Annotated in this window: 21 protein-coding genes, 1 tRNA gene and 4 pseudogenes; 9 read left to right on the top strand and 17 right to left on the bottom strand. The window is 66.5% G+C overall.

The genetic code is table 11. The features are described from left to right. The first annotated feature begins 15 nt into the window (after window positions 1-15). Window positions 16-2,586 (top strand): cyanophycin synthetase, encoded by a 2,571-nt coding sequence (cphA, locus tag KHO22_RS11440; protein ID WP_211947254.1) that lies wholly within the window; start codon window positions 16-18, stop codon window positions 2,584-2,586. Between the two features lie 68 nt (window positions 2,587-2,654). On the opposite strand, the gene KHO22_RS11435 is transcribed toward cphA, so the two are convergent. The 4 genes from KHO22_RS11435 to KHO22_RS11420 form a co-directional block, all read right to left on the bottom strand. After that, window positions 2,655-3,314: an amino acid ABC transporter permease gene (locus tag KHO22_RS11435; protein ID WP_211947253.1), complete on the bottom strand. Its 660-nt coding sequence runs from the start codon at window positions 3,312-3,314 to the stop codon at window positions 2,655-2,657. Window positions 3,315-3,422: 108 nt separating this feature from the next. Further along, window positions 3,423-4,235, bottom strand: a complete 813-nt coding sequence (locus KHO22_RS11430; protein ID WP_211947252.1) for a transporter substrate-binding domain-containing protein — start codon at window positions 4,233-4,235, stop codon at window positions 3,423-3,425. 181 nt (window positions 4,236-4,416) lie between these two features. Continuing rightward, window positions 4,417-5,343 (bottom strand): glutamate/aspartate ABC transporter substrate-binding protein, encoded by a 927-nt coding sequence (locus KHO22_RS11425; RefSeq protein ID WP_211947251.1) that lies wholly within the window; start codon window positions 5,341-5,343, stop codon window positions 4,417-4,419. An 88-nt stretch (window positions 5,344-5,431) separates the two neighbouring features. Next, window positions 5,432-6,712: a D-amino acid dehydrogenase gene (locus tag KHO22_RS11420; RefSeq protein ID WP_211947403.1), complete on the bottom strand. Its 1,281-nt coding sequence runs from the start codon at window positions 6,710-6,712 to the stop codon at window positions 5,432-5,434. Between the two features lie 124 nt (window positions 6,713-6,836). On the opposite strand from KHO22_RS11420, the gene KHO22_RS11415 reads away from it, so the two are divergent. Both KHO22_RS11415 and paeA read left to right on the top strand, forming a co-directional pair. Then, complete coding sequence (locus KHO22_RS11415) at window positions 6,837-7,811, top strand: LysR family transcriptional regulator (RefSeq protein WP_211947402.1); 975 nt, start codon at window positions 6,837-6,839, stop codon at window positions 7,809-7,811. Between the two features lie 61 nt (window positions 7,812-7,872). Next, a complete protein-coding gene (gene paeA, locus KHO22_RS11410) occupies window positions 7,873-9,210 on the top strand; it encodes a polyamine export protein PaeA (RefSeq protein WP_211947250.1) in 1,338 nt (445 codons plus the stop codon). A gap of 211 nt (window positions 9,211-9,421) precedes the next feature. On the opposite strand, the pseudogene KHO22_RS32470 reads toward paeA, so the two are convergent. The 5 genes and pseudogenes from KHO22_RS32470 to KHO22_RS11390 all read right to left on the bottom strand — a co-directional run. Continuing rightward, window positions 9,422-9,787, bottom strand: a pseudogene (locus KHO22_RS32470) (phosphatase PAP2 family protein); the annotation flags it as partial. Between the two features lie 451 nt (window positions 9,788-10,238). Beyond that, window positions 10,239-11,111 (bottom strand): DUF1653 domain-containing protein, encoded by an 873-nt coding sequence (locus KHO22_RS11405; RefSeq protein WP_211947249.1) that lies wholly within the window; start codon window positions 11,109-11,111, stop codon window positions 10,239-10,241. Window positions 11,112-11,333: 222 nt separating this feature from the next. Further along, window positions 11,334-11,423 (bottom strand) — tRNA-Ser (locus KHO22_RS11400). A gap of 80 nt (window positions 11,424-11,503) precedes the next feature. Next, window positions 11,504-12,808 (bottom strand): serine--tRNA ligase, encoded by a 1,305-nt coding sequence (serS, locus tag KHO22_RS11395; RefSeq protein ID WP_211947248.1) that lies wholly within the window; start codon window positions 12,806-12,808, stop codon window positions 11,504-11,506. 101 nt (window positions 12,809-12,909) lie between these two features. Then, complete coding sequence (locus KHO22_RS11390; protein WP_211947247.1) at window positions 12,910-14,250, bottom strand: replication-associated recombination protein A; 1,341 nt, start codon at window positions 14,248-14,250, stop codon at window positions 12,910-12,912. A gap of 101 nt (window positions 14,251-14,351) precedes the next feature. On the opposite strand from KHO22_RS11390, the pseudogene KHO22_RS11385 reads away from it, so the two are divergent. Both KHO22_RS11385 and KHO22_RS11380 read left to right on the top strand, forming a co-directional pair. Next, window positions 14,352-14,972 (top strand): annotated as a pseudogene (locus KHO22_RS11385) (ABC transporter permease); the annotation flags it as partial. A 190-nt stretch (window positions 14,973-15,162) separates the two neighbouring features. Then, complete coding sequence (locus KHO22_RS11380; RefSeq protein ID WP_211947246.1) at window positions 15,163-15,837, top strand: hypothetical protein; 675 nt, start codon at window positions 15,163-15,165, stop codon at window positions 15,835-15,837. Between the two features lie 7 nt (window positions 15,838-15,844). On the opposite strand, the pseudogene KHO22_RS11375 reads toward KHO22_RS11380, so the two are convergent. From KHO22_RS11375 to KHO22_RS11355, 5 genes and pseudogenes are all read right to left on the bottom strand, one after another. Then, window positions 15,845-16,702, bottom strand: a pseudogene (locus KHO22_RS11375) (Fe(3+) ABC transporter substrate-binding protein); the annotation flags it as partial. Window positions 16,703-16,768: 66 nt separating this feature from the next. After that, window positions 16,769-17,920: an RNA-guided endonuclease InsQ/TnpB family protein gene (locus tag KHO22_RS11370; RefSeq protein WP_211947244.1), complete on the bottom strand. Its 1,152-nt coding sequence runs from the start codon at window positions 17,918-17,920 to the stop codon at window positions 16,769-16,771. Then, window positions 17,914-18,543: an IS607 family transposase gene (locus KHO22_RS11365; RefSeq protein WP_211947243.1), complete on the bottom strand. Its 630-nt coding sequence runs from the start codon at window positions 18,541-18,543 to the stop codon at window positions 17,914-17,916. The genes KHO22_RS11370 and KHO22_RS11365 overlap by 7 nt, the downstream gene beginning before the upstream one ends. Before the next feature lie 50 nt (window positions 18,544-18,593). Continuing rightward, window positions 18,594-18,731 (bottom strand): annotated as a pseudogene (locus KHO22_RS11360) (Fe(3+) ABC transporter substrate-binding protein); the annotation flags it as partial. Between the two features lie 196 nt (window positions 18,732-18,927). Further along, on the bottom strand, window positions 18,928-19,329 hold the full coding sequence (locus KHO22_RS11355) for a hypothetical protein (protein WP_211947242.1): 402 nt from the start codon (window positions 19,327-19,329) through the stop codon (window positions 18,928-18,930). Between the two features lie 228 nt (window positions 19,330-19,557). Here KHO22_RS11355 and KHO22_RS11350 point away from each other — a divergent pair, with 228 nt between their 5' ends. Then, on the top strand, window positions 19,558-19,731 hold the full coding sequence (locus KHO22_RS11350; RefSeq protein ID WP_211947241.1) for a hypothetical protein: 174 nt from the start codon (window positions 19,558-19,560) through the stop codon (window positions 19,729-19,731). Here KHO22_RS11350 and KHO22_RS11345 read toward each other — a convergent pair whose 3' ends face one another. The 3 genes from KHO22_RS11345 to KHO22_RS11335 all read right to left on the bottom strand — a co-directional run bounded on the left by KHO22_RS11345 (window position 19,732) and on the right by KHO22_RS11335 (window position 23,238). Next, complete coding sequence (locus KHO22_RS11345) at window positions 19,732-20,121, bottom strand: hypothetical protein (RefSeq protein ID WP_230426841.1); 390 nt, start codon at window positions 20,119-20,121, stop codon at window positions 19,732-19,734. Window positions 20,122-20,129: 8 nt separating this feature from the next. Further along, window positions 20,130-20,768 carry an outer membrane lipoprotein chaperone LolA gene (lolA, locus tag KHO22_RS11340; RefSeq protein ID WP_211947239.1) on the bottom strand — a complete coding sequence of 213 codons (639 nt, stop codon included), beginning with the start codon at window positions 20,766-20,768 and terminating at the stop codon, window positions 20,130-20,132. A 145-nt stretch (window positions 20,769-20,913) separates the two neighbouring features. Beyond that, entirely contained in the window at window positions 20,914-23,238 is a 2,325-nt protein-coding gene (locus tag KHO22_RS11335; RefSeq protein ID WP_211947238.1) for a DNA translocase FtsK, read from the bottom strand. 166 nt (window positions 23,239-23,404) lie between these two features. On the opposite strand from KHO22_RS11335, the gene trxB reads away from it, so the two are divergent. The 3 genes from trxB to KHO22_RS11320 all read left to right on the top strand — a co-directional run bounded on the left by trxB (window position 23,405) and on the right by KHO22_RS11320 (window position 25,762). Next, on the top strand, window positions 23,405-24,370 hold the full coding sequence (gene trxB, locus KHO22_RS11330; RefSeq protein WP_230426840.1) for a thioredoxin-disulfide reductase: 966 nt from the start codon (window positions 23,405-23,407) through the stop codon (window positions 24,368-24,370). 76 nt (window positions 24,371-24,446) lie between these two features. After that, complete coding sequence (locus tag KHO22_RS11325) at window positions 24,447-25,121, top strand: Smr/MutS family protein (protein WP_211947237.1); 675 nt, start codon at window positions 24,447-24,449, stop codon at window positions 25,119-25,121. Continuing rightward, window positions 25,121-25,762, top strand: a complete 642-nt coding sequence (locus KHO22_RS11320) for a trimeric intracellular cation channel family protein (protein WP_211947236.1) — start codon at window positions 25,121-25,123, stop codon at window positions 25,760-25,762. Before KHO22_RS11325 ends, KHO22_RS11320 begins: the two co-directional genes overlap by 1 nt. Window positions 25,763-25,783: the final 21 nt, after the last annotated feature.

The following is a 25,783-nucleotide window of genomic DNA, read 5'->3' as shown; positions in this document are numbered from 1 at the left end:
CGGATACCAGAATCTATGGAAGTCTCTCGCATCCGGGCCCTTCGCGGCCCGAACCTGTGGTGCCGCCACACCGCCATCGAGGCGATCGTGGCCTGTCCGGAACCGTCGGACATGGTCGCCGCCCTGCCCGGCTTTGAAGACCGCCTGCGCGCGCGCTTTCCCGACATCGGGCCGCTGCATCCGGACGAAGACGCCGGCGAGCTGTCGCTCGCGCATGTGCTGGAAGGCGCCACGCTGCGCCTGCAGGCCGCGGCCGGCTGCCCGGTCACATTCAGCCGCACGGCGCAGACCGTCGAGCCCGGCACCTACCAGGTGATCGTGCAGTACAGTGAGGAGGAAGTCGGCCGCCTGGCGTTCGATCTGGCCCAGGCGCTGTGCGTGGCCGCGCGCGACGACGCGCCGTTCGACCTGGACGACGCGCTGCACCGCCTGCGCGAACTGGACGAAGACGTGCGCCTCGGGCCCAGCACGGGCTCCATCGTCTACGCTGCCGTGGCGCGCGGCATTCCGTACCGCCGCCTGACGCAGGGTTCGATGGTGCAGTTTGGCTGGGGCAGCAAGCAGCGCCGCATCCAGGCCGCCGAAACCAGCGCGACCAGCGCCGTGGCCGAATCGATCGCGCAGGACAAGGAACTGACCAAGAGCCTGCTCCATGCCGCCGGCGTGCCGGTGCCGCTGGGCCGCTCGGTGCGCAGCGCCGAGCAAGCGTGGGAGGCCGCGCAGGAAATCGACGCCCCCGTGGTGGTGAAGCCGCGCGACGGCAACCAGGGCAAGGGCGTGGCCGTGCGCATCCGCACGCGCGAGGAAGTGATGACGGCCTATGAAGTGGCCTCGGACATCAGCTCCGACGTGATCGTCGAGCGCTACATTCCCGGCCATGACTTCCGCCTGCTGGTGGTCGGCAAGCACCTCGTCGCCGCCGCGCGCCGCGATCCGCCGCAGGTGATCGGCGATGGCTCGCATACCGTGCGCCAGCTGGTCGAGGAAGTGAACCGCGACCCGCGCCGCGGCGAGGGCCATGCGACTTCGCTCACCAAGATCCGCTTTGACGACATTGCCCTGGCCGTGCTGGCCAAGCAGGGCCTGACGGCGGAATCCGTGCCGCCCAAGGGCACGCGCGTGGTACTGCGCAACAACGCCAACCTGTCGACCGGCGGCAGCGCCACCGACGTGACCGACGACGTCCACCCGGACATCGCCGCGCGCGCCGTGGCTGCCGCGCAGATGGTCGGCCTCGACATCGCCGGCGTGGATGCCGTGTGCGAGACCATGCTCAAGCCGTTCGAGGAACAGGCCGGCGGCGTCGTCGAAGTCAACGCCGCGCCGGGCCTGCGCATGCACTTGCAGCCTTCGTACGGCAAGGGCCGTGCGGTTGGCGAAGCCATCGTGTCGACCATGTTCGCCGACGGCGACGATGGCCGCATTCCGGTGGTGGCGGTGTCGGGCACCAACGGCAAGACCACGACGGTCCGCCTGATCACCCATCTCATGGCCACCAGCGGCCTGCGCATGGGCATGACCGGCACCGATGGCGTCTATATCCGTGGCGAGCGCATCGACACCGGCGACTGCAGCGGCCCGCGCAGCGCGCGCAACGTGCTGCTGCACCCGGACGTGGACGCCGCCGTGTTCGAGACCGCGCGCGGCGGCCTGCTGCGCGAAGGCCTGGCCTTCGACCGCTGCGACGTGGCCGTGGTGACCAACGTCGGCGAAGGCGATCACCTGGGCTTGTCGTTCATCAGCACGGTGGAAGACCTGGCCGTGCTCAAGAGCGTGATCGTGCAGAACGTGGCACCGCATGGCATGGCCGTGCTCAACGCCGCGGACCCGATGGTGGTGCGCATGGCCGATGCCTGCCCGGGCTCGGTGACGTTCTTCGCGCATGACCCGGGCCAGCCGGCCATGGCCACGCACCGCGCGCAGGGCAAGCGCGTGGTGTTCGTCGACGGCGACCACATCGTTGCCTCCGAAGGCGACAACGAGGTGCGCTTCCCGCTGGCCGAGATCCCGCTGACCCGCAACGGCACGATCGGCTTCCAGGTGGAGAACGCCATGTCGTCGATCGCCGCGGCCTGGGCGCTCGGCATCGACTGGACCATCATCCGCCGTGGCCTGGCGACCTTCGTCAACGACGCGCAGACGGCCCCGGGCCGCTTCAACGTGTTCGACTACAGGGGCGCCACGCTGATTGCCGACTACGGCCACAACCCGGATGCCATCCAGGCGCTGTGCAATGCCGTGCAGACCATGCCGGCCAAGCGCCGCATGGTGGTAATCAGCGGCGCCGGCGACCGCCGCGACGAAGACATCCGCAAGCAGACGCAGATCCTTGGCGGGGTATTCGACGAGGTCATCCTGTACCAGGACCAGTGCCAGCGCGGCCGCGAGGACGGCGAAGTGCTCGCCCTGCTGCGCGAAGGCCTGCAGGGCGCCACGCGCGCCAGCACGATCGACGAGATCCGGGGCGAGTTCCTGGCCATCGACACGTCGCTGTCGCGGCTGCAGGCCGGTGACCTGTGCCTGATCCTGGTGGACCAGGTCGACGAAGCGCTGGCCCACATCGCCGGCCGCGTCGCGCAGGGTTAAGCAGGCATCCCGGATGGACCAGGGGCCAGCCCGGACGGGCTGGCCCTTTTTGTTTGCAAAGCAAGTTCCTAATGCCGGCCCGGCAAGGAAAGCCGGCGCTCCAACATATGCTGGAGCCCGGAGAGCCCGGTACTCAGCACCCAGTAGATCACCGCCACGGCAAGATAGAGCGGCAGCGGCTGGTAGGTCGCCGCAATGACTTCCTGAGCCGTACGCAGCAACTCCGTTACGGTAATCACCGAAACCAGCGAGGTGTCCTTGATCAGGCTGATCAGGCTGTTGGAAAGACTCGGCACCGCCAGGCGCAGCGCCTGCGGGCCCACCACATAGCGCAGCGTCTGCCCGGGCGTCAGGCCAAGGCTGTACGCGGCCAGCCACTGGCCGCGCTGAATGCCGAGAATCGCGCCACGCATGCTCTCGGAAAGATAGGCCCCCACATTGAGGCTCAGCGTCAGCACGCCGGCGGGCGTCGGCTCCAGCGCGATACCGATGCCGGGCAAGCCGTAGTAGACGACGAAGATCTGCACCAGCAGCGGCGTGCCCCGCATGATGCTGACGTATGCGCGCGCGATGCTCTTCAGGATGGCGCTGTGGCTGATGCCCATCAGCGCCACCACCGTGCCCAGCACCAGCCCGAAGGCCATCGACCACAGCGCGAACTTGATGGTCAGCAGCGTGCCCTGCAGCAGCACGGGCATGGATTCGGAGACGAGCTGGAGAGCGGACATTTGCGGGAGGCAGAAAGAGACGCGCCAATCGTAACCGGCCTGCCGGGATGCGCGCAAACCCCGCGCGGCCTCCGGCCGGGCGGGGTGCTGGTCAATGGCAGGGTCAGCTTACTTGCCGGGCTTGGTCACGTCCGAGCCGAACCACTTCACCGACAGCTTGGTCAGGGTGCCGTCCTTGCGCAGGTCGTCCAGCGCGTGGTCGATGGCCTGGGCAAACTTCGGGTTGTCCTTGCGGAACGGAATGGCAACTTCGGCATTGGCGCCCGGCACCACCGCGCCGGGGCGCAGCGGCAGGTTGGCGGTCTTGATCAGGTAGTTCACCATCAGCCGGTCGTTGAGCGCGGCATCCACGCGCTGCGCGGCCAGGTCGCGCAGGTATTCGGGCGCGCCGGGATAGGTCTTGACGTCGATCCCCGGCACCGACTTGGCCAGATCGTTGTAGTTGCTGCCCAGGCTCACGCCGAGCTTGTGGCCCTTCAGTTCTTCGAGCGACTTGAACTCGCGCTTGTCATCCTTGCGCTGGATGAGCTGGGCGGCGGAATAGACGTACGGGGTGGAGAAGTCCAGCACCTGCTTGCGCTGCGGCGTCACCGAGACCTGGTTCACGATCACGTCGAACTTGCCCGCCTGCAGGCCGGCAATGATGCCGCTCCACTCGGTGGTCACGAATTCCGGCTTCACGCCGAGCTTGGCGGCGACGGCGCGCGCCACATCCACGTCAAAGCCGTCGAGTTCGTTCTTGGGGCCACGGAAGCCGAACGGCGGATAGGTACCCTCCAGGCCGACCTTCAGCACGCCGGCCTGCTTGACGCTGTCGAGCAGGTCCGCGGCGCTGGCCGCGGTGGCGCTCAGGCCAGCGGTGCCGGCGATCAGCGAGGCAGCCAGCAGGGATTTGAGCCAGCCATGACGAATCGATCGCATATGTTCTCCAGTGGGATGCGGAATGACCGGCGGTCTCTTGCAAGGACCTGCCGGCCGGTTGTGCTGCTATGAGCCTATATCGGCCTCAACGCTACCGCAACCGCTATCGATACGGAAATAACGATTCATCATGGCTATATAACCGCCGGCCTGCCCCGCCGGCGCCTTGACTGGAATGCCTCTACTGGAACGCCTTGTCGTTCGGCGCGGCGAACAGCGCCTTCATGTCGGCGGACAGCGGATAGTTCATGTTGATGCCGCGCGGCGGGATCGGCGACATGAACCACTTGTTGTACAACTTCTCGGCCCGGCCGCTGGTCATCAGGTCGGCCACCACGCCGTCGGCCAGCTTCTTGAACGACGGGTCGTCCTTGCGGAACATGCAGGCGTAGTTCTCCGTCTGCAAAGGCGCGCCCACCACTACCCAGTCGCCTGCGCTCTTGGCCTTGGTGCGCTCGCCGTACAGCAGCGGCTCGTCCATGACGAAGGCTGCGGCACGGCCGCTTTCGAGGATCAGGAACGACTGGCCATGATCCTTGGTGCTGATCAGGTTCATGTTCATGGCCTTCTCGCCGTTCATCTTGACCAGCAGGCGCTCGCCGGTGGTGCCGGCGGTGGTGACCACGTTGCGCTCCTTCAGGTCGCTGAACTCCTTCACGCCCGAGTCCTTCCTGGTCAGCATCTTGATGCCGTACACGAACAGGCTGTTCGAGAACGCCACCTGCTTCTGCCGCTCGAGGTTGTTGGTGGTGCTGCCACACTCGATGTCGATGGTGCCGTTCTGCACCAGCGGAATACGGTTCTGCGAGGTGATCGGCGTGAGCCTGACCTGCAGGTTCGGCATCTTGAGATCGCTCTTCACCTTGTCGACGATCTGCAGCAGGATCTCGTGCGAGTAGCCCATCACCTCCTTGCCGTCGGTGTACGAGAACGGGATCGACGACTCGCGGTAGCCGAGCGAGATCACCCCACTCTCCTTGACCTTGCGCAGCGTGTCGCCATCGGCGGCGCTGGCCGTCGTGGCGGCGAATGTGCTGGCGAGGCTGAGGGCAGTGGCTGCCAGCAGGCGCAGGGGGACCCGGTTGCGGCTAGTGTGCGATTGCTTCATGTTGGCGCTCCTTCTTTTGAGGGTGCTTGTTGATCGAGGCATTCCATCGAAACCACGTACTGCAAAACCCTGCCGCGCTGCCGTGCTGCTATGCGCGCGCGGCGGAGAATTCCTCTGCGTTGACGGCTGGCTTGCGTCCGGCGAGCCGGTCGGCCAGCAGTCCCGCACTGCCCATGGCGAGCGTGAAGCCCAGCGCGCCATGCCCGAGATTGAGCCACAGCCCGCGCAGCCGCGATGGACCGACCATCGGCAGGCCATCCGGCGTGGCGGGCCGCAGTCCTGCCCACGGTTGCAGTTGCGCCAGCGGGATATCGGGCACGATACCGCCAAACAGTGCGCGCGTCTGCGTCACCAGCGTGCCGACGCGCTCGACATCGATGCGCGCGCCGCCGCGCACCAGGTCAGCCATGCCGGCGACGCGCAGCGTGTTGCCGATGCGCGCATAGACGATCTTGTTGGCGAAATCCGTGATGCTGATATGCGGCGCACGCCCGCCGTCCGACAGCGGCACGGTGATGCTGTAGCCCTTGAGCGGCCACAGCAGCGGCCGCACGCCGAGCGGACGCAGCAGCGGCACGCTGCCGATGCCGCCGGCAACCACCACGGCATCGGCCGGCACCACACCAGACGCCGTCCGCACGCCGCTGATGCGATCCCCTTCCTGCACCAGCCCCTGGACGCTGGTACCGAAGCGCATCGACACGCCCGGCTGCTGTTGCAGCAACCGTGCCAGCGACAGGCAGAAGCGGTGGCAGTCGCCGACTTCCTCGCTCGGCGTGTAGATCGCGCCCGCGATCTCGTCGCGGATGCCCAGCAACGCGGGTTCCAGCGCCACGCAGGCCTCGCGGTCCAGCGCCTGCTGCTCGCAACCCAGGCTGGCCTGGTAGTCAAGCAGGCGCCGCGCCGACTCGAACGCGTCGCCATCGCGGTGCACGATCAGCTTGCCGCGCCGCGCAAAATCGAAGTCCGTCCCCGCCCCGGACTTGCCGCCTTCGCTGGCCACGAATGCCTGCATCAGGTCGCGCGAGTAGAACGCCAGCCGCAGCAGCTTGCGCGTGGTGGCCTCGCTGGTGGCGGCATTGCACGCGCGCATGAACGCGGCCAGCCAGCGCCACTGCGCGGGATCGGCCACGGGCCTGAAGCGCATCGGCGAATCGCGCCGCAGCAGCCAGCCCGGCACCTTGCCCATCACGCCCGGCCCGGCCAGCGGCGCCACGTAGCTGTAGCTGAGCTGGCCGCCGTTGGCGAAGCTGGTTTCCTCGCCGGGGCCGTCATGCCGCTCGAGTAGGGTCACCTCGTGGCCATCCTGTGCCAGGCGCCAGGCGCTGGTGATGCCGACCACGCCGGCGCCCACGATCACTACCCGCATTGCCATCCTTGTCGCTTTGGATCCGATGGCAGCAGCGTACTCGAGCGCACGCGGCTTGCCCAATGCCAATACGTGCCAGAATATGTCTTCAGGCTATGGGCCGCCACGCACCACCCTCTCCATCATGCGATTGCGCCAGATCGAAATCTTCCGCGCCATCATGCTGACCGGCACGGTCAGCGAGGCCGCGCGCCTGCTCCACGTCTCGCAGCCCGTGGTCACGCGCGTGCTGCAGCATGCCGAGGCGTCGCTCGGCTTCCGGCTGTTCGAGCGCGTGCGCGGCCGCCTGCAGGCCACGCCCGAGGCCACCGCGCTGTATGGCGATGTCGAAAGGCTATATGGCGAGATCGAGCGCGTGCGGCGCGTGTCGGAAAGCCTGCGCCACAAGGGCGCCGGACGCCTGCGCGTGGCGGCCACGCCGAGCCTGGCCGGCCCGCTGCTGGTGCCGGCGGTGCGCGGTTTCTGCGCGCGCTACCCCGACACCCAGGTGCAGGTGCTGACCCACCATACCGACGAGATCGTCGACGCGCTGCTCGCCAACCAGATCGACCTGGGTTTCGCCTTCTCGCCGCCGCGCCACGAAGCGATCACGTGCGAGCCGGTAGCCGCCGGTCATATGCTGCTTGCGGTACCGCGCGACCAGCCGTTGCCGGCCGGCGGCCGGCGCCATGTGGTGCCGATGCGCAAGCTGATGGAGCGGCCCTTTGTCGGCTATGACGACAACAGCTCGCTCGGCCTGCTGGTGCGGCAGACGCTGGCACGGCATGCCCTGGAGCCCCGCTCCACACTGGAAGTCCAGACGTATTCGCTGGCACTTGCGCTGGTGGAAGCGGGCCTGGGCATGGCACTGCTTGACCAGTACACGGCGTTGAGCGCCAGCCCCGGCCGTGTCTCGCTTCATGCGGTGCAGCCCGGCCTGCCGTTTGAAATCCAGTTGCTGCGCGCGAGCCACCGGGCGGCGTCAAGCCTGGTCGACGACATGCGCGAGCAGTTCGCGCAGGCCGCCGCAGCATTGGCCGCCACCCTGCCCGAGCGGCTCGAAGCGCCCGTCGCGAGCTTCGACGCCACCACGGCTGCCACCGCGCGAGGGCGCGATTGATTGACAGCCTCGCGCGGCCTGCACCATCATCAAGGCACCCGAACGGTGCCCTTATCCAGCCATGTTCGTACTGATCCTGCTCCTCCTTATCCTGATCAGCGCCTTCTTCTCGATTTCCGAGATCGCGCTGACCGCCGCCCGCCGCACCAAGCTCCAGACCCTGTCCGAACGTGGCGACCGCCGCGCCACCAAGGTGCTGCTGCTCAAGGAAGAGCCCGGAAACTTCTTCACGATCGTGCAGATCGGCGTGAACAGCGTCGCGATCCTGGCCGGTATCCTCGGTGAAAAGCATGTCTCCGACCTGGTGCTCGCGGCGCTTTCACCCTATATGGAGGCCAGCATCGCGCAGCGCGTCGCGAATATCGGCTCGTTCCTGATTGTCACGCTGCTGTTTATCCAGTTTGCCGACCTGATCCCCAAGCGCATTGCTATGACCTTTCCCGAGGCGTGCGCGCTCGCGGTGATCGATCCCATCCTGACGCTGCTGCGCGTGCTCAAGCCGCTGGTGTTCGTGTTCAACGCCGCGGCCGATGCGACGTTGCGGCTGTTCGGCCTGCCGACCAAGACCGTCGAGCAGATCACCACCGAGGACATCGCCGCCATGGTCGATGCCGGCGCCGAGGCCGGCGTGCTGCTCAAGCATGAGATCCACCTGATCGAGAACGTGTTCGAGCTCGATTCCAAGAGCGTCACGGCGATCATGACGCCGCGCGACGACGTGGTCTACCTGAGCCTGGACGAGACCGCCGACAGCGTGCGGCGCAAGCTCGTCAGCCAGCCGCACGCGCAGTATCCGGTATGCGGCCACGATCTCGACGACGTGCTGGGCTACATCGATTCCAAGGACATCCTGCAATTGCTGCTGGCCGACGAAACCGCGACGGTCATGGGCAACATCGGCAAGCACCATGACAAGAACGTGCTGGTGATCCCCGATACGCTGACCTTGTCCGAAGCCCTGACCCGGTTCCGGGAGATGCACCAGAACTTTGCCGTGGTGATGAACGAGTACGGCCTGGTGGTCGGCATCGTCACGCTCGACGATATCGTCGGCGCGCTGATGGGGGACATCCTCTACTCGAGCGAAGACGAGCAGATCGTGCGGCGCGACGATAGCTCCTGGCTGGTGGACGGCCTCACGCCGTTGGTCGACCTGAAGAAAGCGCTGGAGATCGACACGCTGCCCGGCGAAGACTACGTGGACACGGCGGCAGGACTGGTGATCTACGCGATCAAGCGCATCCCGAAGAAATCCGAATCGATCACCGTGGCGGGCTTCCGCTTTGAAGTGCTGGACATCGACCATCACAAGATCGACCAGTTGCTGGTATCGCGCCTGCCGACCGGGACGACGGAAGCCCGGGCAAAGCCGGAGCCGCAGCCGGAACCCGGGCGCTGAGCGCGCCCGCCTGGCGATACTGCTCGATCCTTTCAGGCAGGCGGAACGCCGCGAGATAGCCGGCGGCCACCATGAGCGTGACCGCGGCGACCGTGCCAAGCTGCCATGCCGGCAATCGCGCCGGCACATGCAGCGTGATATAGGCCGTGCCCAGCAGCGCAATCCACGCCAGCCCGAGCACAAACCCGGCCGCCACATCCGAGAGCCAGTGCATGCCCAGGTACAGCCGCGACAGGCCGATCGCCGCCACCGCAACGGATGTCAGCGCCAGCACCGGCACCCGCACGCGCCAGGGCTGGCGCAGGCAGATCAGGAAAGCGAGGAAGCCATAGGTCACCATGCTGCTGGTAGCATGGCCGCTCGGGAACGAGTAGGACTCCAGTCCGCTATAGATACTTGCCGGGCGGTGCCGCTGCAAGCCGAACTTGAGTGCCACCACGCAGGCGCGCGCACCAAGCAAGGCAATGGCCCAGTACGCCGCGGCGGCCCACGCTCGCCGCCACGCCAGCCATGCGAAGACCGCCACGCCCACCGCTACGGAGATCCTGGCGCCACCAAGCTCGGTGATGGCGATCATGGCGACGTCGAGCCAGCCCTGCCGCGACGCGCGCAGTTGGGCGAACACCGCATGGTCGAGCCCGACCAGTCCGCGGTCTTCGGCAATCCCATCGACCAGCCAGAGCAGTGCGCCGCCGCAGGCCAGCAGGATCGCGCCTGCGGCCGCTACCAGCAACAGTTCGGCCGCATCGCGCTCCAGCATGCGCAACGTCACGGCAGCAAGCCGCGATGAGCGTTCGTGGCTATCGGCGTTGCGCTTCGACAATGCCGCCACGCCTGTGGCGCGCCACGCGTCGAGCCGTCTCACCAACGGCCGGAGAATCGCGAGCAACAGCGGAATCATCCAGAACAGCAGCACTGCGCCCAGCGCGAACAGCGCGAGCACGGTCAGCGCCTGGGCGGGGGTCAGCCAGTGCCTGGCGCCCGTGAGTTCCGGCGCATCCATGACTGCCCTTGCCTCGTGCACGTAGTCAGTCGCCGGCAACACGCGCAAGGTTGGCGCGCGCCAGTGCCTCGCAATCGGCGAAGGCGTCGGTCACGAACAGCCGCGGACGCTGTGCCAGCGTGGAGAGGAATGCAGACCGGCGCTCGCGAAAGGCCTGCATCAACGCGTCGCCCGAAAGCCCGGTGCGCGCCGCCAGCAGGGCGCGGTTCTCTTCGAAGACGGCAAGGCTGTATGCATCGAAGTCTTCCGCGGGCACGGCGAGCCGGTACAGGTCGAGATCGAGCACCAGCGCCGAGTCCGCGACGGTGGCCTCGTGCGTACGCGTATCCAGCACGATCTGCGCGGCCAGCGCGACCGTAGCGGCATCGACACCCGGCGCCATGGTCGGGATCAGCGCCGCGGATGCGGCTTCGTTGTGTTCGCAGCCGGGGACATACACGGCATCATGGAACAGCACCGCCAGCGCCTGGGCGGGATTCAGCGCCACGCCGCGGACCTGGGCCTGCCCGAACATTTCCAGCACATGGCGGCGGTCGTGATAGCGGCGGTATGGCGCGTCATACAAGGCCAGCACATCGAGCACGGCCCTGCGCGGCAGGAAGTCGAGGCAGGCGAATGCAGCAGGCCAGTCCGGTGCAAAGCGCGGCACCGTACCTTGCGGCGTGGCCACGGGCTCGCTGAAGACGTCGGCGGTACGCACCCACAGCAGGGAGCGATCGCGCATCGCTTCATAGACCACCACGGGGGCCAGGTCGGCCTCGAAGCGGCCCACGCCGATCACGGCATAGGCTCCGCCTTTGTAGTGCCGGTACGGCATGCCGGGAACCAGGTCGGTATCGCGCGGCAGTTCGTCGGGATCGCCCTGGAAACGCGGAGGATCGGCGGGGGTGGATGTCATCGGCTGCCCTCGGAAGCCCGGCCCGCATCGGAACCGGTGAACGCGCACGCATTGGTGGCACTACCGGCTCATGTCAATGCCGGGCAAAGGACAGGCATCAAAAAACCGGCGCACAAAAAACAAAACCGACGCTTGCTTGCGCAAGGGTCGGTCTGAGTTTTACTACAGTCTTCTTGTCTGCCGGTGGTCGAACATTGCTCGAACAATCGGCAGCTTCTTGTCTGGCGGAGAGGGTGGGATTCGAACCCACGGTACCGTCGCCGGTACGCCTGATTTCGAGTCAGGTACATTCGACCACTCTGCCACCTCTCCGGTAACCTGGTCGCCGTGCAGCGAAACCAAGATTATAGACAGGTTCAGCCAGCCAGCGCAATAGGCTGGCGTGCAATTTTTTACAGTTCCGGCTCCAGTCGCGTGGTGCCGCCCATGTACGGCTGCAGCGCGGCCGGGACGGTGACGGAACCGTCGGCGTTCTGGTAGTTCTCGAGGATCGCGACCAGCGTGCGGCCGACGGCCAGGCCCGAGCCGTTCAGCGTATGGACCAGTTCCGGCTTGCCCTGCCCCGCGCGGTAGCGCGCCTGCATGCGGCGCGCCTGGAAGTCGCCCATGTTCGAGCACGAGCTGATTTCGCGGTACGTGTTCTGCGCCGGGATCCAGACTTCGAGATCATAGGTCTTGGTGGCACCGAAGCCCATGTCGCCCGTGCACAGCACGATGGTGCGGAACGGCAGGTCGAGCTTCTTCAGGATCGCCTCGGCGTGGCCGGTCAGCTGCTCCAGCGCGTCGAACGACTGTTCGGCCGGCACCACCTGCACGAGTTCGACCTTGTCGAACTGATGCTGGCGGATCATGCCGCGCGTGTCCTTGCCATACGAGCCCGCTTCCGAGCGGAAGCACGGCGTATGCGCGACAAAGCGCAGTGGCAGCTTGTCGCCCGCGACGATGGCATCGCGCACGATGTTGGTCAGCGGCACCTCGGCAGTCGGGATCAGGTAGAAGTTCTCGGTACGCTCGCCATCCTCGCCACCGACCTTGCGCGGCACCTTGAACAGGTCTTCCTCGAACTTGGGCAGCTGGCCGGTGCCGCGCATCGACGCGGCGTTGACGATGTAGGGCACGTACATCTCGGTGTAGCCATGCTCCTGCGTGTGCGTGTCCAGCATCAGCTGCACCAGTGCGCGGTTCATGCGCGCCAGGCCGCCGCGCAGCATGGAGAAGCGCGAACCGGTCACCTTGGCGGCGGTATCGAAATCGAGGCCGAGCTTCTCGCCCACGTCGACGTGATCGCGCACCTCGAAATCGAACTTGCGCGGCTCGCCGACGCGGCGCACCTCGATGTTCTGGGTCTCGTCCTTGCCGACCGGCACGCTTTCGTGCGGCAGGTTCGGGATCGACAGCATCAGTTCCGAGAGCTGGGCCTGGATTTCCTCCAGGCGCGCGGCGGAGGCCTTGAGCGTATCGCCGATGCCGCCGACTTCCGCCATCACGGCCGAGGCGTCTTCGCCCTTGCCCTTGAGCATGCCGATCTGCTTGGACAGGCTGTTGCGGCGGGACTGCAGTTCCTCGGTCTGGGTCTGCAGTTGCTTGCGCTCGCTTTCGAGCGCCTGGAAGGCCGCTACGTCGAGTTGGAAGCCGCGCGTGGCAAGGCGTTGCGCCACGGCGTCGATGTCTTTGCGGAACAGCTGGGTGTCGAGCATGTTGCGGTGTGGGAAGTGCGGGGCCGGCGACATGCCGGCGGACCCGCCATTTTACTTCACCCGCGCGGACCGCTGCCTCGGAACCGTGCGGGCTTGCCGCCTCATTCCCCGGTTTTGCCCTTGCCGCGGTGCTCGCGGTGCCAGGCGTCGTCGAGTTCGCGCAGGTGGCGCAGCTTCTCGGCGATCTTGCCCTCCAAGCCGCGCGGCACCGGCTGGTACCAGCCCTGCGCCTTCAGGTCGTCCGGGAAATAGTGCTCGCCCGCCGCATAGGCTTCGGGCTCGTCGTGCGCGTAGCGGTAGGCGTGGCCATAGCCGAGTTCCTTCATTAGCCGCGTGGGCGCATTGCGCAGGTGCACGGGCACCTGGCGCGACTTGTCCTTGGACACGAACGCACGCGCCGCGTTGTACGCGTTGTAGCCGGCGTTGGACTTGGGCGCCACGGCCAGGTAGATCAGCGCCTGGCCGAGCGCGAGTTCGCCTTCGGGCGAACCCAGACGCTCATAGGTTTCGGCAGCATCCAGAGTGATGCGGGCGGCGCGTGGATCGGCCAGGCCGATGTCCTCCCACGCCATGCGCACGATACGCCGCGCCAGGTAGCGCGGATCGGCGCCGCCGTCGATCATCCGGCAGAACCAGTAGAGCGCGGCGTCCGGATCGGAGCCGCGCACCGACTTGTGCAGCGCGCTGATCTGGTCGTAGAACGCGTCACCGCCCTTGTCGAAGCGGCGCAGGTTCTCGGACAGCGCGCTGCCGAGCAGCGCGGTATCGATCTCCGTCTTGCCGGCGTTGCGCGCGGCGCGTGCCACGATTTCGATATTGTTCAACAGCTTGCGGCCATCGCCATCGGCCGATGCCACGATGAGCCTGAGCGCCTCTTCCTGCCAGGCGATGCCGCCCAGCTCTTCGCTGGCGCGCTGCGCGAGCTGAGTCAGCTCGGCGTCGTCAAGGCTCTTCAGCACATACACGGCGGCGCGCGACAGCAACGCGCCGTTGACTTCGAACGACGGGTTCTCGGTGGTCGCGCCGATGAACGTGAACAGTCCGCTTTCCACGTGCGGCAGGAAGGCGTCCTGCTGGCTCTTGTTGAAGCGGTGGACCTCATCGACGAACACCAGCGTGCGGCGCCCGTGCGCGCGGAACTGCTCGGCGCGCTCCACGGCCTCCCGGATATCCTTTACGCCGGACAGCACCGCCGACAGCGCGATGAATTCCGCGTCGAACGCATCGGCCATCAGCCGCGCGAGCGTGGTCTTGCCCACGCCGGGCGGCCCCCACAGGATCATCGAATGCGGCTCGCCGGACTCGAACGCCACGCGCAGCGGCTTGCCCGAACCGAGCAGGTGCTGCTGGCCGATCACCTCGTCGATATTGCGTGGACGCAGGCGCTCGGCGAGCGGTTGCCGGGAACGGTCGGAAGAATCGGTAAACAGCGTGTCCGCCACGGTATTCAGGCCTCGTAAATCGCCAGCTGCAAGGCATCGGCGTGGTGGGCGCCAGCGGCGCCGGGGAACGTGACAGTGTAGACCATTGTCCCGTCAGGGTCGCAGTCGGCATCGCGCTGGCGATCGGCTATGCGGGACGCGCCGCCAATGCCCGGCGCGGCTGGCTGGTGCGGGCGCTCACGCGCCTGTGCGGCATGGGCTATGCGCTGCCGGGATCGGTGATCGCCGTTGGCGTGCTGGTGCCGGTGGCCTGGCTCGACAATGCCTTGTCGAGCTGGCTGCAGCAGCAGTTTGGCATGGCCGCGGGCCTGCTGCTGACCGGCGGCTCGCCGCGCTGGTCTACGCCCTGCTCGTGCGTTTCCTGGGCGTGGCGCTGCAGACTGTCAATGCCGGGCTCGGCAAGATCACGCCCAGCATGGGACGCCGCGGCCCGCAGCCTTGGCCACGGCCCGGGCGCCACCTTGCGCCGCGTGCATTTCCCGATGCTGCGCGGCAGCCTGCTGACCGCCGGCCTGATCGTGTTCGTCGACGTGATGAAGGAACTGCCGGCCACATTCGTCATGCGCCCGTTCAATTTCGACACGCTCGCCGTCCAGGCCTACAACCTGGCCTCCGACGAGCGCCTGACCGAGGCCGCCACGGCGTCGCTGGTCATCGTGGCCGTGGGGCTGTTGCCGGTGGTGCTGCTGTCGCGAACGATCCGCCGGGGCGCGGATTCCTGATTTCCCTCAAGGTCGGGCCGCCGGCTGCCGATATCCGGGCCAGGCCCGGATACGGATTCCTTTCATGGCGGGAGCGCCCCCTCGCCGCCAAGGGAAAAATTCATCGTCCGGCGACAACAGACAAGGCTGCGGCCGGGGCCGACCAGACGTCGCCTCCCGCCATGCGGCTACAAGATCGCCTTGGGGAATTATGCTGAAGTATCACTTTCTGGTCTTCAAGATGAACCGGCTTGTCGGCAAGGGCAGGCTCAGCGGCGTGGAAGAGGTTTCCCTGGCCGGCCAGCTGGCCGAAATGATCGACTCTGCAGACGCCGCGCAACGCGTGCTCGCCGACCTTGCCGATCATGCCAACCCGCAGATCCGGCGCATCACGATCAACGCTATCCGCCGCTCGCACCAGATGGGCGCTCCCGGCCTGCCGGCCGTGCTGTTGCGCAGGATGGCCGATGACGAACCGCTGATCCGTCATGACGCGGTCTGGATCGTGCAGGACAACAAGATGGACGGCGCCGAACTGCGCGCCGCGCTGCGCCGGCTGGCCGGCAAGGTGCAGTTGCCGCGGGATGCCGACCGCGCCCGCGCCAATCCGTCCGATGCGGGACTGATGACGCAAGTGCGCGCGCGCCTGGCACTCGACAAGCTGCTGGAAAAGAGCGCGGCCGAGCGCAATGCCGCGCTGGCCGCCGGGGCGCTGGAGATCGGCAACGGCCAGCCCTACGCCGAAGGCACCGTCGGGCATAAAGGCCTGATACAACGCGCATTGCGGCGCAAACAGGCTGGCCGGCGGCTCGACAGCAGCGTGAAGCTCACCTTCCGCAAGGTCGAGCCGACCGAGGTGACCGGCAACAAGCGCTTCCTGCTCTGACACCCGCTTACTTGAAGCCCGCGCGGTCCAGCAGCTTCTGGGCCTGCGGCTGGAACTTGCCAAGCTCGCCCACGTTGATGGCGTCCGCCTTGAACGTGCCCATGGCCTCGAGCGCGGGGTTGCCGGCCTTCACGCCCGGCACGACCGGCCACTCATTGTTGCCGTCGGCAAAATAGCGCTGCGCGTCGTCGCTGGCCAGGTATTCCAGGAATTTGACGGCCGCCTCCTTGTTGGGCGCGTGCTTGAGCATGCCGCCGCCCGAGATGTTCATATGCGCGCCCTGGGTGCCCTGGTTGGGCCAGACCACGCCGAGCTTGTCGGCCACGGCCTTGTCCTCGGGCTTGGCCGATTTCAGGATACGGGCGATGTAGTACGTGTTGGCGATCGCGACATCGCATTCGCCGGCGGCCACGGCCTTGAGCTGGTCGGTGTCGCCGCCCTTGGGCGCGCGCGCGAGGTTGCCCACGACGCCACGGGCCCATTGCTCGGTCTTCGCCTCGCCATCGTGCGCGATCAGGCTCGATACCAGCGACAGGTTATAGACATGCCCGCCGGAGCGTGTGCACACCTTGCCCTTCCACTTCGGGTCGGCCAGGTCCTCATAGCGGCCGATATCGCCCGGTTTCACGGCCGTCTTGTTGTAGGCGATCACGCGCGCCCGCGCCGAAAATCCGAACCACTCGCCGGAAGGATCGCGGTAGTTCGCAGGAATGCGCGACGCCAGCACCGTCGACTTGACCGGTGCGAACACGCCCGCTTGCTGCGCGCGCCACAAGCGGCCGATGTCCACCGTGATGAAGACGTCCGCCGGGCTGTTCGCGCCTTCGCTACGGATGCGCTCAAGCAACGGATCTTCCTGCCGTTCTGTCAGACTTGCTCGTTCTTGCTCACGCTTGAACAAAGCTGACTTCCTGCTTCGTCGAGACCGGTTTCACCGCCGTCTTGCGACGGCGGCCAGCGCCTTCTCTCCGCAGGCTGATACCGTGGGACTCACGGCCATGAACTTCAGATTTGTCGCGGCATTCACGTCGCGATCGTGCGTTGTGCCGCAGGCAGGGCACGACCACTGACGTATCGACAGCGCCAACTCATCCAGCTTGTGCCCGCACGCCGAGCAGGTCTTGCTGCTGGCAAAGAAGCGGTCGGCCACCACGACCTGGCCTCCTCGCATCGCCGCCTTGTAGTCCAGTTGCCGGCGGAACTCGAAGAAGCTCATGTCGGCAATAGATCTGGCCAGACGGCGATTGCCCAGCATCCCGCTAACGTTCAGGTCTTCGATGCCAATGGTGTGGAACCGGCGCGTGAGATCTGTCGTGAGCTGGTGCAAGGCGTCCGAACGCATGGCGGCGATGCGTGCATGTAGCTTCGCCAGCCTGGCTTTGGCTTTGCGGCGGTTGGCCGATCCCTTCTGCTTGCGCGACAGGCTGCGCGAGAGCCTGCGCAAGCGGTGCAGCAGGGCCGTGTGAGCCTTCGGGCCTGTGACCTTTTCTCCCGTGGAGAGCGTCGCCAATGTCGACACACCCAGATCCACACCCACCGCGCCTTGGTTTTCGGCTTTGGGCAAGTGAGAACTGTCGGGTGAATCCACGGCGATGCTGACAAACCAGCGGTCGGCCACACGGGAGACCGTAGCCGACATGATCTTGCCAGCGAAGCGCAACGTCTCGCGCATGCGCACCCAACCGAGATTGGGGATGCGGATGCGCGAACCGTCGAGGCTGAACTGGTCATTGGTAAGCGTAAAGCGGTCGTGCACGCCCTTCTTGCGGAACCGGGGGTAGCGGGCGCGGCCGGCGAAGAAATTCTGGAATGCCTGCCCGAGCTGGATGATGGCCATCTGCGGCGCGTTCTTCGTGACCTCCAGCATCCAGGGGAACTGCTCGCGCTTAATGGCGTTGAGTTGCCGGCGCAGGGAGTGCTGGGACGGCCTGGGATGGCTGGTATCAGCCTTCCACGTCTCGTACTGGCGCTTCCACTCGGCCAGCGCCCAGTTGTAAGCAAAGCGCGCCGTACCCGCCGCGCGGGCCAGGTAGGTGGCCTGGGCATTGTTCGGAGCGAGCGCGATGCGGTGCGCGATCAGCACTGCGACGCCTCCACGGCCTGGCGCACGCCGTCGAGCAACTTCTGGTTCTTGCGCGAGCGGCTGCCGTACAACCGGGCGCTGAACACGGTGATGATCTCCAGCACGTCCTTGGCCAGATCTTCTTCGAACGTCGTGTCCTCGCCTTGGTTCAGGATCACCACTTCGACATTCTTGGCCTCGCAGATCGCGAACACCAACTCCGCCCCGAAGCGCAGCAGCCGGTCCCTGTGCGTTATGACCAGGCGTCCGACTTCGCCGTCAATGATGGACGCGAGCAAGCGCCTGAGGCCCTTCTTGTGGTAGTTCATGCCGGAGCCAAGATCGGCGATCACTTCGAACGTCCAGCCCTGGCGGGCACAATAGAGTTCGAGCACCTGCTTCTGCCGCTCCAGGTCGTCCTTCTGGTCGTGGCTGGAAACCCGCGCGTAGGCCACGGTGCGCCGCGCGGCTTCCGCGGTGTGGAACTGTTCTGGCCGCAGCCGCGACAGGTCATACCGTCGCCGCCCGCCAGGCGTGCGCTCGTCCGGAATAAGCTTGCCTTCGCGTTCCCAGCGTCGCAGCGTTTGCGCCGCAACACCTAGAAACTCCGCAGCCTCGTGAATGCTGACCATCTTGCGTGACATGCGCAAAATGTACATGAGTGCGCAAGAATGTTCAAATTCTACTTGAACTGTTCAAGCCCCTCGATGCGGTTGATCCTGATGCCGGTCTGCCTGGTGAAATTGGCATAAAGCGCCTCGTCGGTCTGGTAGTGGCGCGCCGTGTAGAGGTTGAGCACCCTTTCCTGCGCGGTCGCCGCAAGCGGCTGCATCAGCAAGCGCTGCGGACAAGGGCAGCAGACGACAAATAGTGGCGGTGACACGCATGGCTCTTCCTCAGTGATGGAGGCGAACCAGCCCGGCCCGCCTCGCTTATTCGGATCGAGCCGAAAAAATAATCATTCCTCTTTAGGTGGTCAAATTACATTTACGTCATGTTTGACGCCGCTCAGGTGAACTGGCGGGCAACTAGCCGCGACGTACCCACGCCACCTTTCCGGACGTGATGCCCAGCGTGCGGCGTTGCGGGTTGTAGTCCATGGTGCCCGGATACTGCTGGCCGTCGCGCTCGCCCAGTCGCCATGCGCAGCCTTGCAGCATGGCGGCGGCTTCGGCCTCCGTCTTGCCGACCAGGCTGTCGTCCCCAAGCTTGTCGGCCTGGCAGCCCTCCGGCGTACCGCGCGCGCCTTGCGGGCCGGTCGGGCTTTGCGTGGGGCTCTGGGCCGGCCCCTGTGTCGGGCTGGCCGGTTTGGTGGCGTCGGTGGCCGTTGCCGGTGGCGCCGACGGCGCCGCACACCCGGCGCCCAGTGCGCCAATGGCCGCTGCAAAGGCTAGCGTGTGCAGGGCACGCTGACGAAGCATGAAGAGCATGTTCTGTTCCTTAATCCGAGGGTTGCCGGCCGTCACGGTCCTGTGCTTCCGCGACCACCATTCTGGGACCGGCCCGGCCGGGCCGGCATTCAGTTTCTTGGCAAGCCGATCTGAATCTTTTGGGAAGCGGCAGCCCGCATGAATGGCCGGCAGTACCATGGCACGCACGGTCGTGCCGGCTGGCCGGCCGTCCCACTGCTTTGCTCACCAGACTGGAGACTGCCTGCCATGGCCATCACCACCAGGGTTCGAAAGAAGAAGCAATATCGAAAGGCGGTGCTCAGGCTTCGCGCCGCCATCAAGCGCGGCGACGCCGAAGCGATCCGCATCCGGCGCGAGCAACTCAAGGCGCTGCCGGTGCCGCGCCAGCGCTACGTGCATATGGGAAGCTCGGCAACCTGATCAGCCCTTGGCCCGGTCGACCAGGGCCTTCATTGCATCGGCGGGCAGCGGGCCGTGGCAGGTCCGTTCGCCGCCGGCTTCGCTGGTGACGAGCCAGACCTGCGCCGGCGAACCAGCGGGATGCAGCACCCAGGCCGGGCCGCGCGCACTGCTGCTGGGCGGCAGGTCTTCCAGCACGCCGGTGCTGGCCGATTGCAGCATGACCGCGCACTCGTTCGCGGGCATGCGCGTCGCGGACAGGAAGGCCGGGTTGCCGAGGACTTCCGGCAGCGCCGTGTCGGATGCCCGCAGGAAGGAATCGACATCGAACTTGCCGCCTCCCGTCGTCGCGCAGGCGGACAGGCCGAGCACGACGGCCAGGGCGGGAACCACCGGTTTCAGTGCAGACATGGCGCGCCTCATTGCTTCATCACGTCGGCACCCTTGGGCACCGTGAACCGGAACGCATCCGCCGGCAATGGCGGGTTCTTCTGCATCGCAGAGAACGTCAGCAACGTGGTGTTGCCAAAGGCGTCGCGCAATTCCATCGCCTCAAGATTGCCGCCCTTGAAGCCGATGCCGATGCGCTCGAACTGCGTGTCCTTCGACTTGGGCGTCATCTCCAGCCACTCCACGCCGTCACGCGTGGGGCCGTTCTTCACCGTGAAGTTCTTCTCGAAGTCGTTGCTGCCGAACAGGATGGCCGCCGGGCTGGAGCCCAGCGCGCCGTCGAGCTTGCGCTCGGTGACCTGGTTCAGGTCCTTGTCGTAGATGTAGAGCGTCTGGCCGTCGGCCTGCAGCAATTGCTCATAGGGCTTGGCGTAACGCCACGTGAACTTGCCCGGGCGCGAGAACACAAAGCTGCCGCTCGATGTGCCGGTGACCTTGAGGCTGTCGCCCTGCCCCTTGACCTGGCGCTGCGTGAATTCGCCCTTCGCGCTCTTCACGCCGGAAACGAAGCTCTGGAGCTGGTCGGTGGCGGCGGCCAGGGCCGTGGGCATGTGCAGGGCGAATACGGCCAGCGCTGCGCAGGCCGACACGAGAATGCGATTTCGCATGTATCAGATCCTTGCTGATGGAAGAGGCGCCGCACCGCCGGCGTACCTGCCGCAGCGGTGCGGCCTGTCTGGTTAGAGCGCGGGAGCGGCGCCGGATTCCGCCCGGCGCCACTTGCCGGGTAACCACATGTTACCGATGCGACGCTCAGTCATCTTCCCTCGCGGCGCCCGGCGCTGCAAGGATGTCCCGGTTGCCGTTGCCCGACATGGCCGAGACCAGCCCGGCTTTTTCCATGTCCTCGAGCAGGCGCGCCGCGCGGTTGTAGCCGATGCGCAGGTGGCGCTGCACCAGCGAGATCGACGCGCGGCGGTTCTTCAGCACGACTTCCACGGCCTGGTCGTAGAGCGGATCGGCTTCGCCACCGCCGCCACCGATGCCAGCGCCGCCGCCAAAACCATCGGTGCCGCTGTCGCCTTCGGTCAGGCCGCCTTCGAGGATGCCCTCGATGTAGTTGGCTTCGCCGCCTTCCTTGAGCTTTTGCACCACACGGTGCACTTCGTCGTCGGAGACAAAGGCTCCGTGGACGCGCACCGGCAGGCCGGTGCCCGGGGCCAGGTAGAGCATGTCACCCATGCCAAGCAGCGCCTCCGCGCCCTGCTGGTCAAGGATGGTGCGCGAGTCGATCTTGCTGCTGACCTGGAAAGCGATGCGCGTCGGCACATTGGCCTTGATCAGCCCGGTGATCACGTCGACCGACGGGCGCTGCGTGGCCAGCACCAGGTGCAGGCCCGCGGCACGTGCCTTCTGCGCGATCCGGGCAATCAGTTCCTCGACCTTCTTGCCCACGACCATCATCAGGTCGGCCAGCTCGTCGATGACAATCACGATGGTGGGCAACCTGTCGAGCGGCTCGGGCGCGTCCGGCGTCAGGCTGAACGGGTTCGGGATCTTTTCTTCCCTGGCCGCGGCCTCGTCGATCTTCTTGTTGTAGCCGGCCAGGTTGCGCACGCCGAGCTTGCTCATCAGCTTGTAGCGCCGCTCCATCTCGCCGACGGCCCAGTTCAGCGCGTTGCCGGCCTGGCGCATATCGGTCACGACCGGGCACAGCAGGTGCGGAATGCCTTCGTAGACGCTCATCTCGAGCATCTTCGGGTCGATCAGGATCAGGCGCACGCTTTCCGCCTTGGCCTTGTAGAGCAGCGACAGGATCATGGCGTTGATCCCGACCGACTTGCCCGAGCCCGTGGTACCGGCCACCATGCAGTGGGGCATCCTGGCCAGGTCGGCCACCATCGGCTTGCCGGCGATGTCCTTGCCCAGCGCCATGGTCAGGCTGGAGGCGCTTTCGTTGTAGACCTGAGAGCCCAGGATTTCCGACAGGCGCACGGTCTGGCGCTTCGGGTTGGGCAGCTCCAAACCCATGTAGTTCTTGCCCGGGATGGTCTCGACCACGCGGATCGACACCAGCGACAGCGAACGCGCGAGGTCGCGCGCGAGGTTGACCACCTGGCTGCCCTTTACGCCGGTGGCGGGCTCGATTTCGTAGCGCGTGATCACCGGGCCCGGGTAGGCGGCCACCACCTTGACCTCGACGCCGAAGTCCTTGAGCTTCTTCTCGATCAGGCGCGAGGTGAATTCCAGCGTCTCGGCGCTGACGGTTTCCTGGTGCGGCGGGATCGGATCGAGCAGCGCCAGCGGCGGCAGGTCCGAATCCTGGATGTCGGCAAACAGCGGCTGCTGCTTCTCGCGCTCGACGCGCTCGTGCTTGGGCACCGCCTGCGGGCGCACGATCTGCACCGGCGGCGCTTCCTCGTTGCGCACGCGCTGCACTTCGACCGTCTCGGTGCGTTCCACCTTGGCGGCTTCGCCGATGATGCGATCCTGCTTGCTTTCACGCCGGGCCTTGAAGCCCAGGAACAGGGACTCGACAAAGCCGCCGATCTGTTCGGCCACGGTCAGCCAGGAGAAATGGAAGAACAGCGACAGGCCGATGGCCAGCATCAGCAGCAACAACAGCGTGGCGCCGGTAAAGCCCAGCGCGGTCTGCATCCAGCCGCCGAGCAGGTCGCCCAGCACGCCGCCCGGCGCGCGCGGCAGCGCGGCCCGCAGCGGATACATGCGGATGGCTTCCAGGCCCATGCTGGAAAACAGCGTCAGCCCGAAGCCGATCCAGCTCACCGTCACGCCCTGGCGATGCTCCTCGCGCTCGGGCAGTTCCGCGGTCAGCGTGCGCCAGCCGCGCCAGCAGCGGCGCACCAGCAGCACGGCCAGCCAGTAAGCCGAGAAGCCGAAGATGAAGAACAGCACGTCCGACACCCAGGCGCCCACGCGGCCGCCGAGGTTGTGGATGTCTGCCACCTGGTTGGCGTGGGACCAGCCGGGGTCGGTCTTGCTGTAGCTGGCCAGCACGCACAGGAAGCCCAGCGTGACGGCCAGCAGCAGGAACCAGCGCACCTCGCCAAGCAGTTTGCCGATGCGTGAGGGCAGCGCCGACGGGTCCGTCCGGGTGGTGGTGGTTGCTCTGGCCATGCCTAGGTCTGGTTCACTTGCAGGTGATGGTGGCGGCCATTTTAACGTGGCCCGGCCCTATCGCCGCCATTGGAATTTGCAACAGTGGGCAAATGCGGCTCCTCTTATAATGTCGGTTTCGAGCAATGCCGGTGCGCAGCAAGGCGCACCGCCACAGGAATGCATCATGGCAAAACACGCAAAAGTGCTGATTCTCGGATCCGGTCCCGCCGGCTACACCGCCGCTGTCTACGCAGCCCGCGCCAACCTGGAGCCGGTGCTGATCACCGGCCTGGCACAAGGCGGCCAGCTGATGACGACCACGGATGTCGAGAACTGGCCCGGCGATGCCAAGGGCGTGCAAGGCCCCGAACTGATGCAGCGCCTGCTGGCCCACGCGGAAGAATTCAAGACCGAAATCATCTTCGATCACATCCACACGGCCAAGCTCGTCGATGAAAGCGGCAACCCGGCCCGCCCGTTCCGCCTGATCGGCGACGCCGGCGAGTACACCTGCGATGCGCTGGTCATCGCCACCGGCGCCTCGGCCCAATACCTGGGCCTGCCGTCCGAGGAATCGTTCATGGGCCGCGGCGTGTCCGCCTGCGCCACCTGCGACGGCTTCTTCTACAAGAACCAGGAAGTGGCCGTGGTCGGCGGCGGCAATACCGCCGTGGAAGAGGCGTTGTATCTGTCCCACATCGCCAGCAAGGTTACCGTCATCCACCGCCGCGACGGCTTCCGCGCCGAGCCGATCCTGGTCGACCGCCTGCTGCAGCGCGTGAAGGAAGGCCGCGTCGAGATCCGCTACAACAGCGTGCTGGACGAAGTGCTGGGCGACGATTCGGGCGTGACCGGCATCCGCGTGCGCGGCACGAAGTCGGGCCAGGCGGAAGACATCAAGCTGGCCGGCGTGTTCATCGCGATCGGCCACAAGCCCAATACGGACCTCTTCGTCGGCCAGCTGGCCATGCAGAACGGCTACCTTGTCACCAAGTCCGGCCTGGCCGGCGATGCCACCGCCACCAGCGTGCCGGGCGTGTTCGCCGCCGGCGACGTGCAGGACCACGTCTACCGCCAGGCCATCACCAGCGCCGGCACGGGCTGCATGGCCGCGCTGGACGCCCAGCGCTTCATCGAAGCCCTGAAGTAAGCCCCCGCGGCCCGGCCGAGCGGCCGGGCCCTCCCCCTGTCGATATAATTGGCGCCGAGCCCCCGGAGAATTTTCCATGACGCACGGCGCCAGCAAACCCGACCGTCCGACCAAGCGCTTCGGCCTGAACGACCTGGCCGGGCTGCGCGACACCCTCAAGGCCGATACCGAGCGCCGCGAAGCCGAACGGCTCGCCGCCGAACAGGCCGCGGAACGCGCGCGCGCCGAAGCCGACGTCTTTCGCAGCAGCGTGGGCCAGGTCAGCCAGTTGCGCGAGCGCAACCACGCCACCCTGCCGAGTTCCCGCCCCGCCCCGATTCCTGTGCAGACCCAGCGCAATGACAAGGCCGTGCTGGAGGCGTCGCTGTCCGATGAATACGATGTCGACATGCTGCTGGAAACGGACGAGTCCCTGTCCTTCCGCCGCCCCGGCATCGGCATGGATGTGGTCCGCAAGCTGCGCCGTGGCGAGTGGGTGCCGCAGGACAAGGTCGACCTGCACGGCCTGCGCACCGAAGAAGCGCGTGAAGCGCTGTCGGAATTCCTGCGCCGCTCGGTGCGCAACGGCGTACGCTGCGTGCGCGTGATCCACGGCAAGGGCATCGGCTCGCCCGACAAGCTTCCGGTACTCAAGGGCAAGGTCCGTAGCTGGCTGGTGCAGAAAGAGGAAGTGATCGCCTTCGTCCAGGCCCGCGAGGCTCTGGGCGGCGCCGGCGCGCTGATGGTCCTGTTGCGCCAGCCCCGCGCCTGATGCACCTGCCACTGGAATTGCTGATGGGGCGCCTGCCCCTGATCCTCCATGTGATGGAGGTGATCGGCATGATTTCCTTCGCCGTATCGGGCGTGGTCGATGCGCGCAAGCAGCGCCTGGACGTGGTCGGCACCTTTGTCGTCGCGTTCGCCACCGCCTTCGGCGGCGGCACCGTGCGCGACGTCCTGCTGGATCGCCGCCCGTTTTACTGGGTCGAGCACGAAGGCTACGTGCTTCTGATCTTCGCGATGTCGTTGGGCGCGTCGCTGGTATTGCGCGTGGTCAGCCGCGTGGCATCGGAGCGCGCCATGATCGTGGCGGATGCGATCGGCCTGGGCCTGTTCTCGGTGACGGGCGCCTCGCTGGCGCTGGTGGCGCAGATGACACCGACCGTGGCGGTCATGATGGGCATCATCTCGGCCGTGTTCGGCGGGGTGGTGCGGGACGTGCTGTGCAATGAAGTCCCGATGATCCTGCGCGACCGCTCGCCCTACGCGACGTGCTCGTTCGTGGGCTGCTGGGTCTATATGGGGCTGACCTGGCTGCAGGTGCAGCAGGAAGCCGCGCTGCTCACCGGCGCACTGACCATCATCGCGATGCGTCTGGTGTCAGTGCGCTTCGGCTGGAAACTGCCGAGCTGACGCCTGGCGGCGCAAGCCCGG

It is taken from the genome of Cupriavidus yeoncheonensis (genome assembly GCF_905397275.1).
Taxonomy (GTDB): Bacteria; Pseudomonadota; Gammaproteobacteria; order Burkholderiales; family Burkholderiaceae; genus Cupriavidus; species Cupriavidus yeoncheonensis.
Note: the sequence above shows the minus strand (reverse complement) of the source record. Positions and strands in the feature narration are given on the sequence as shown.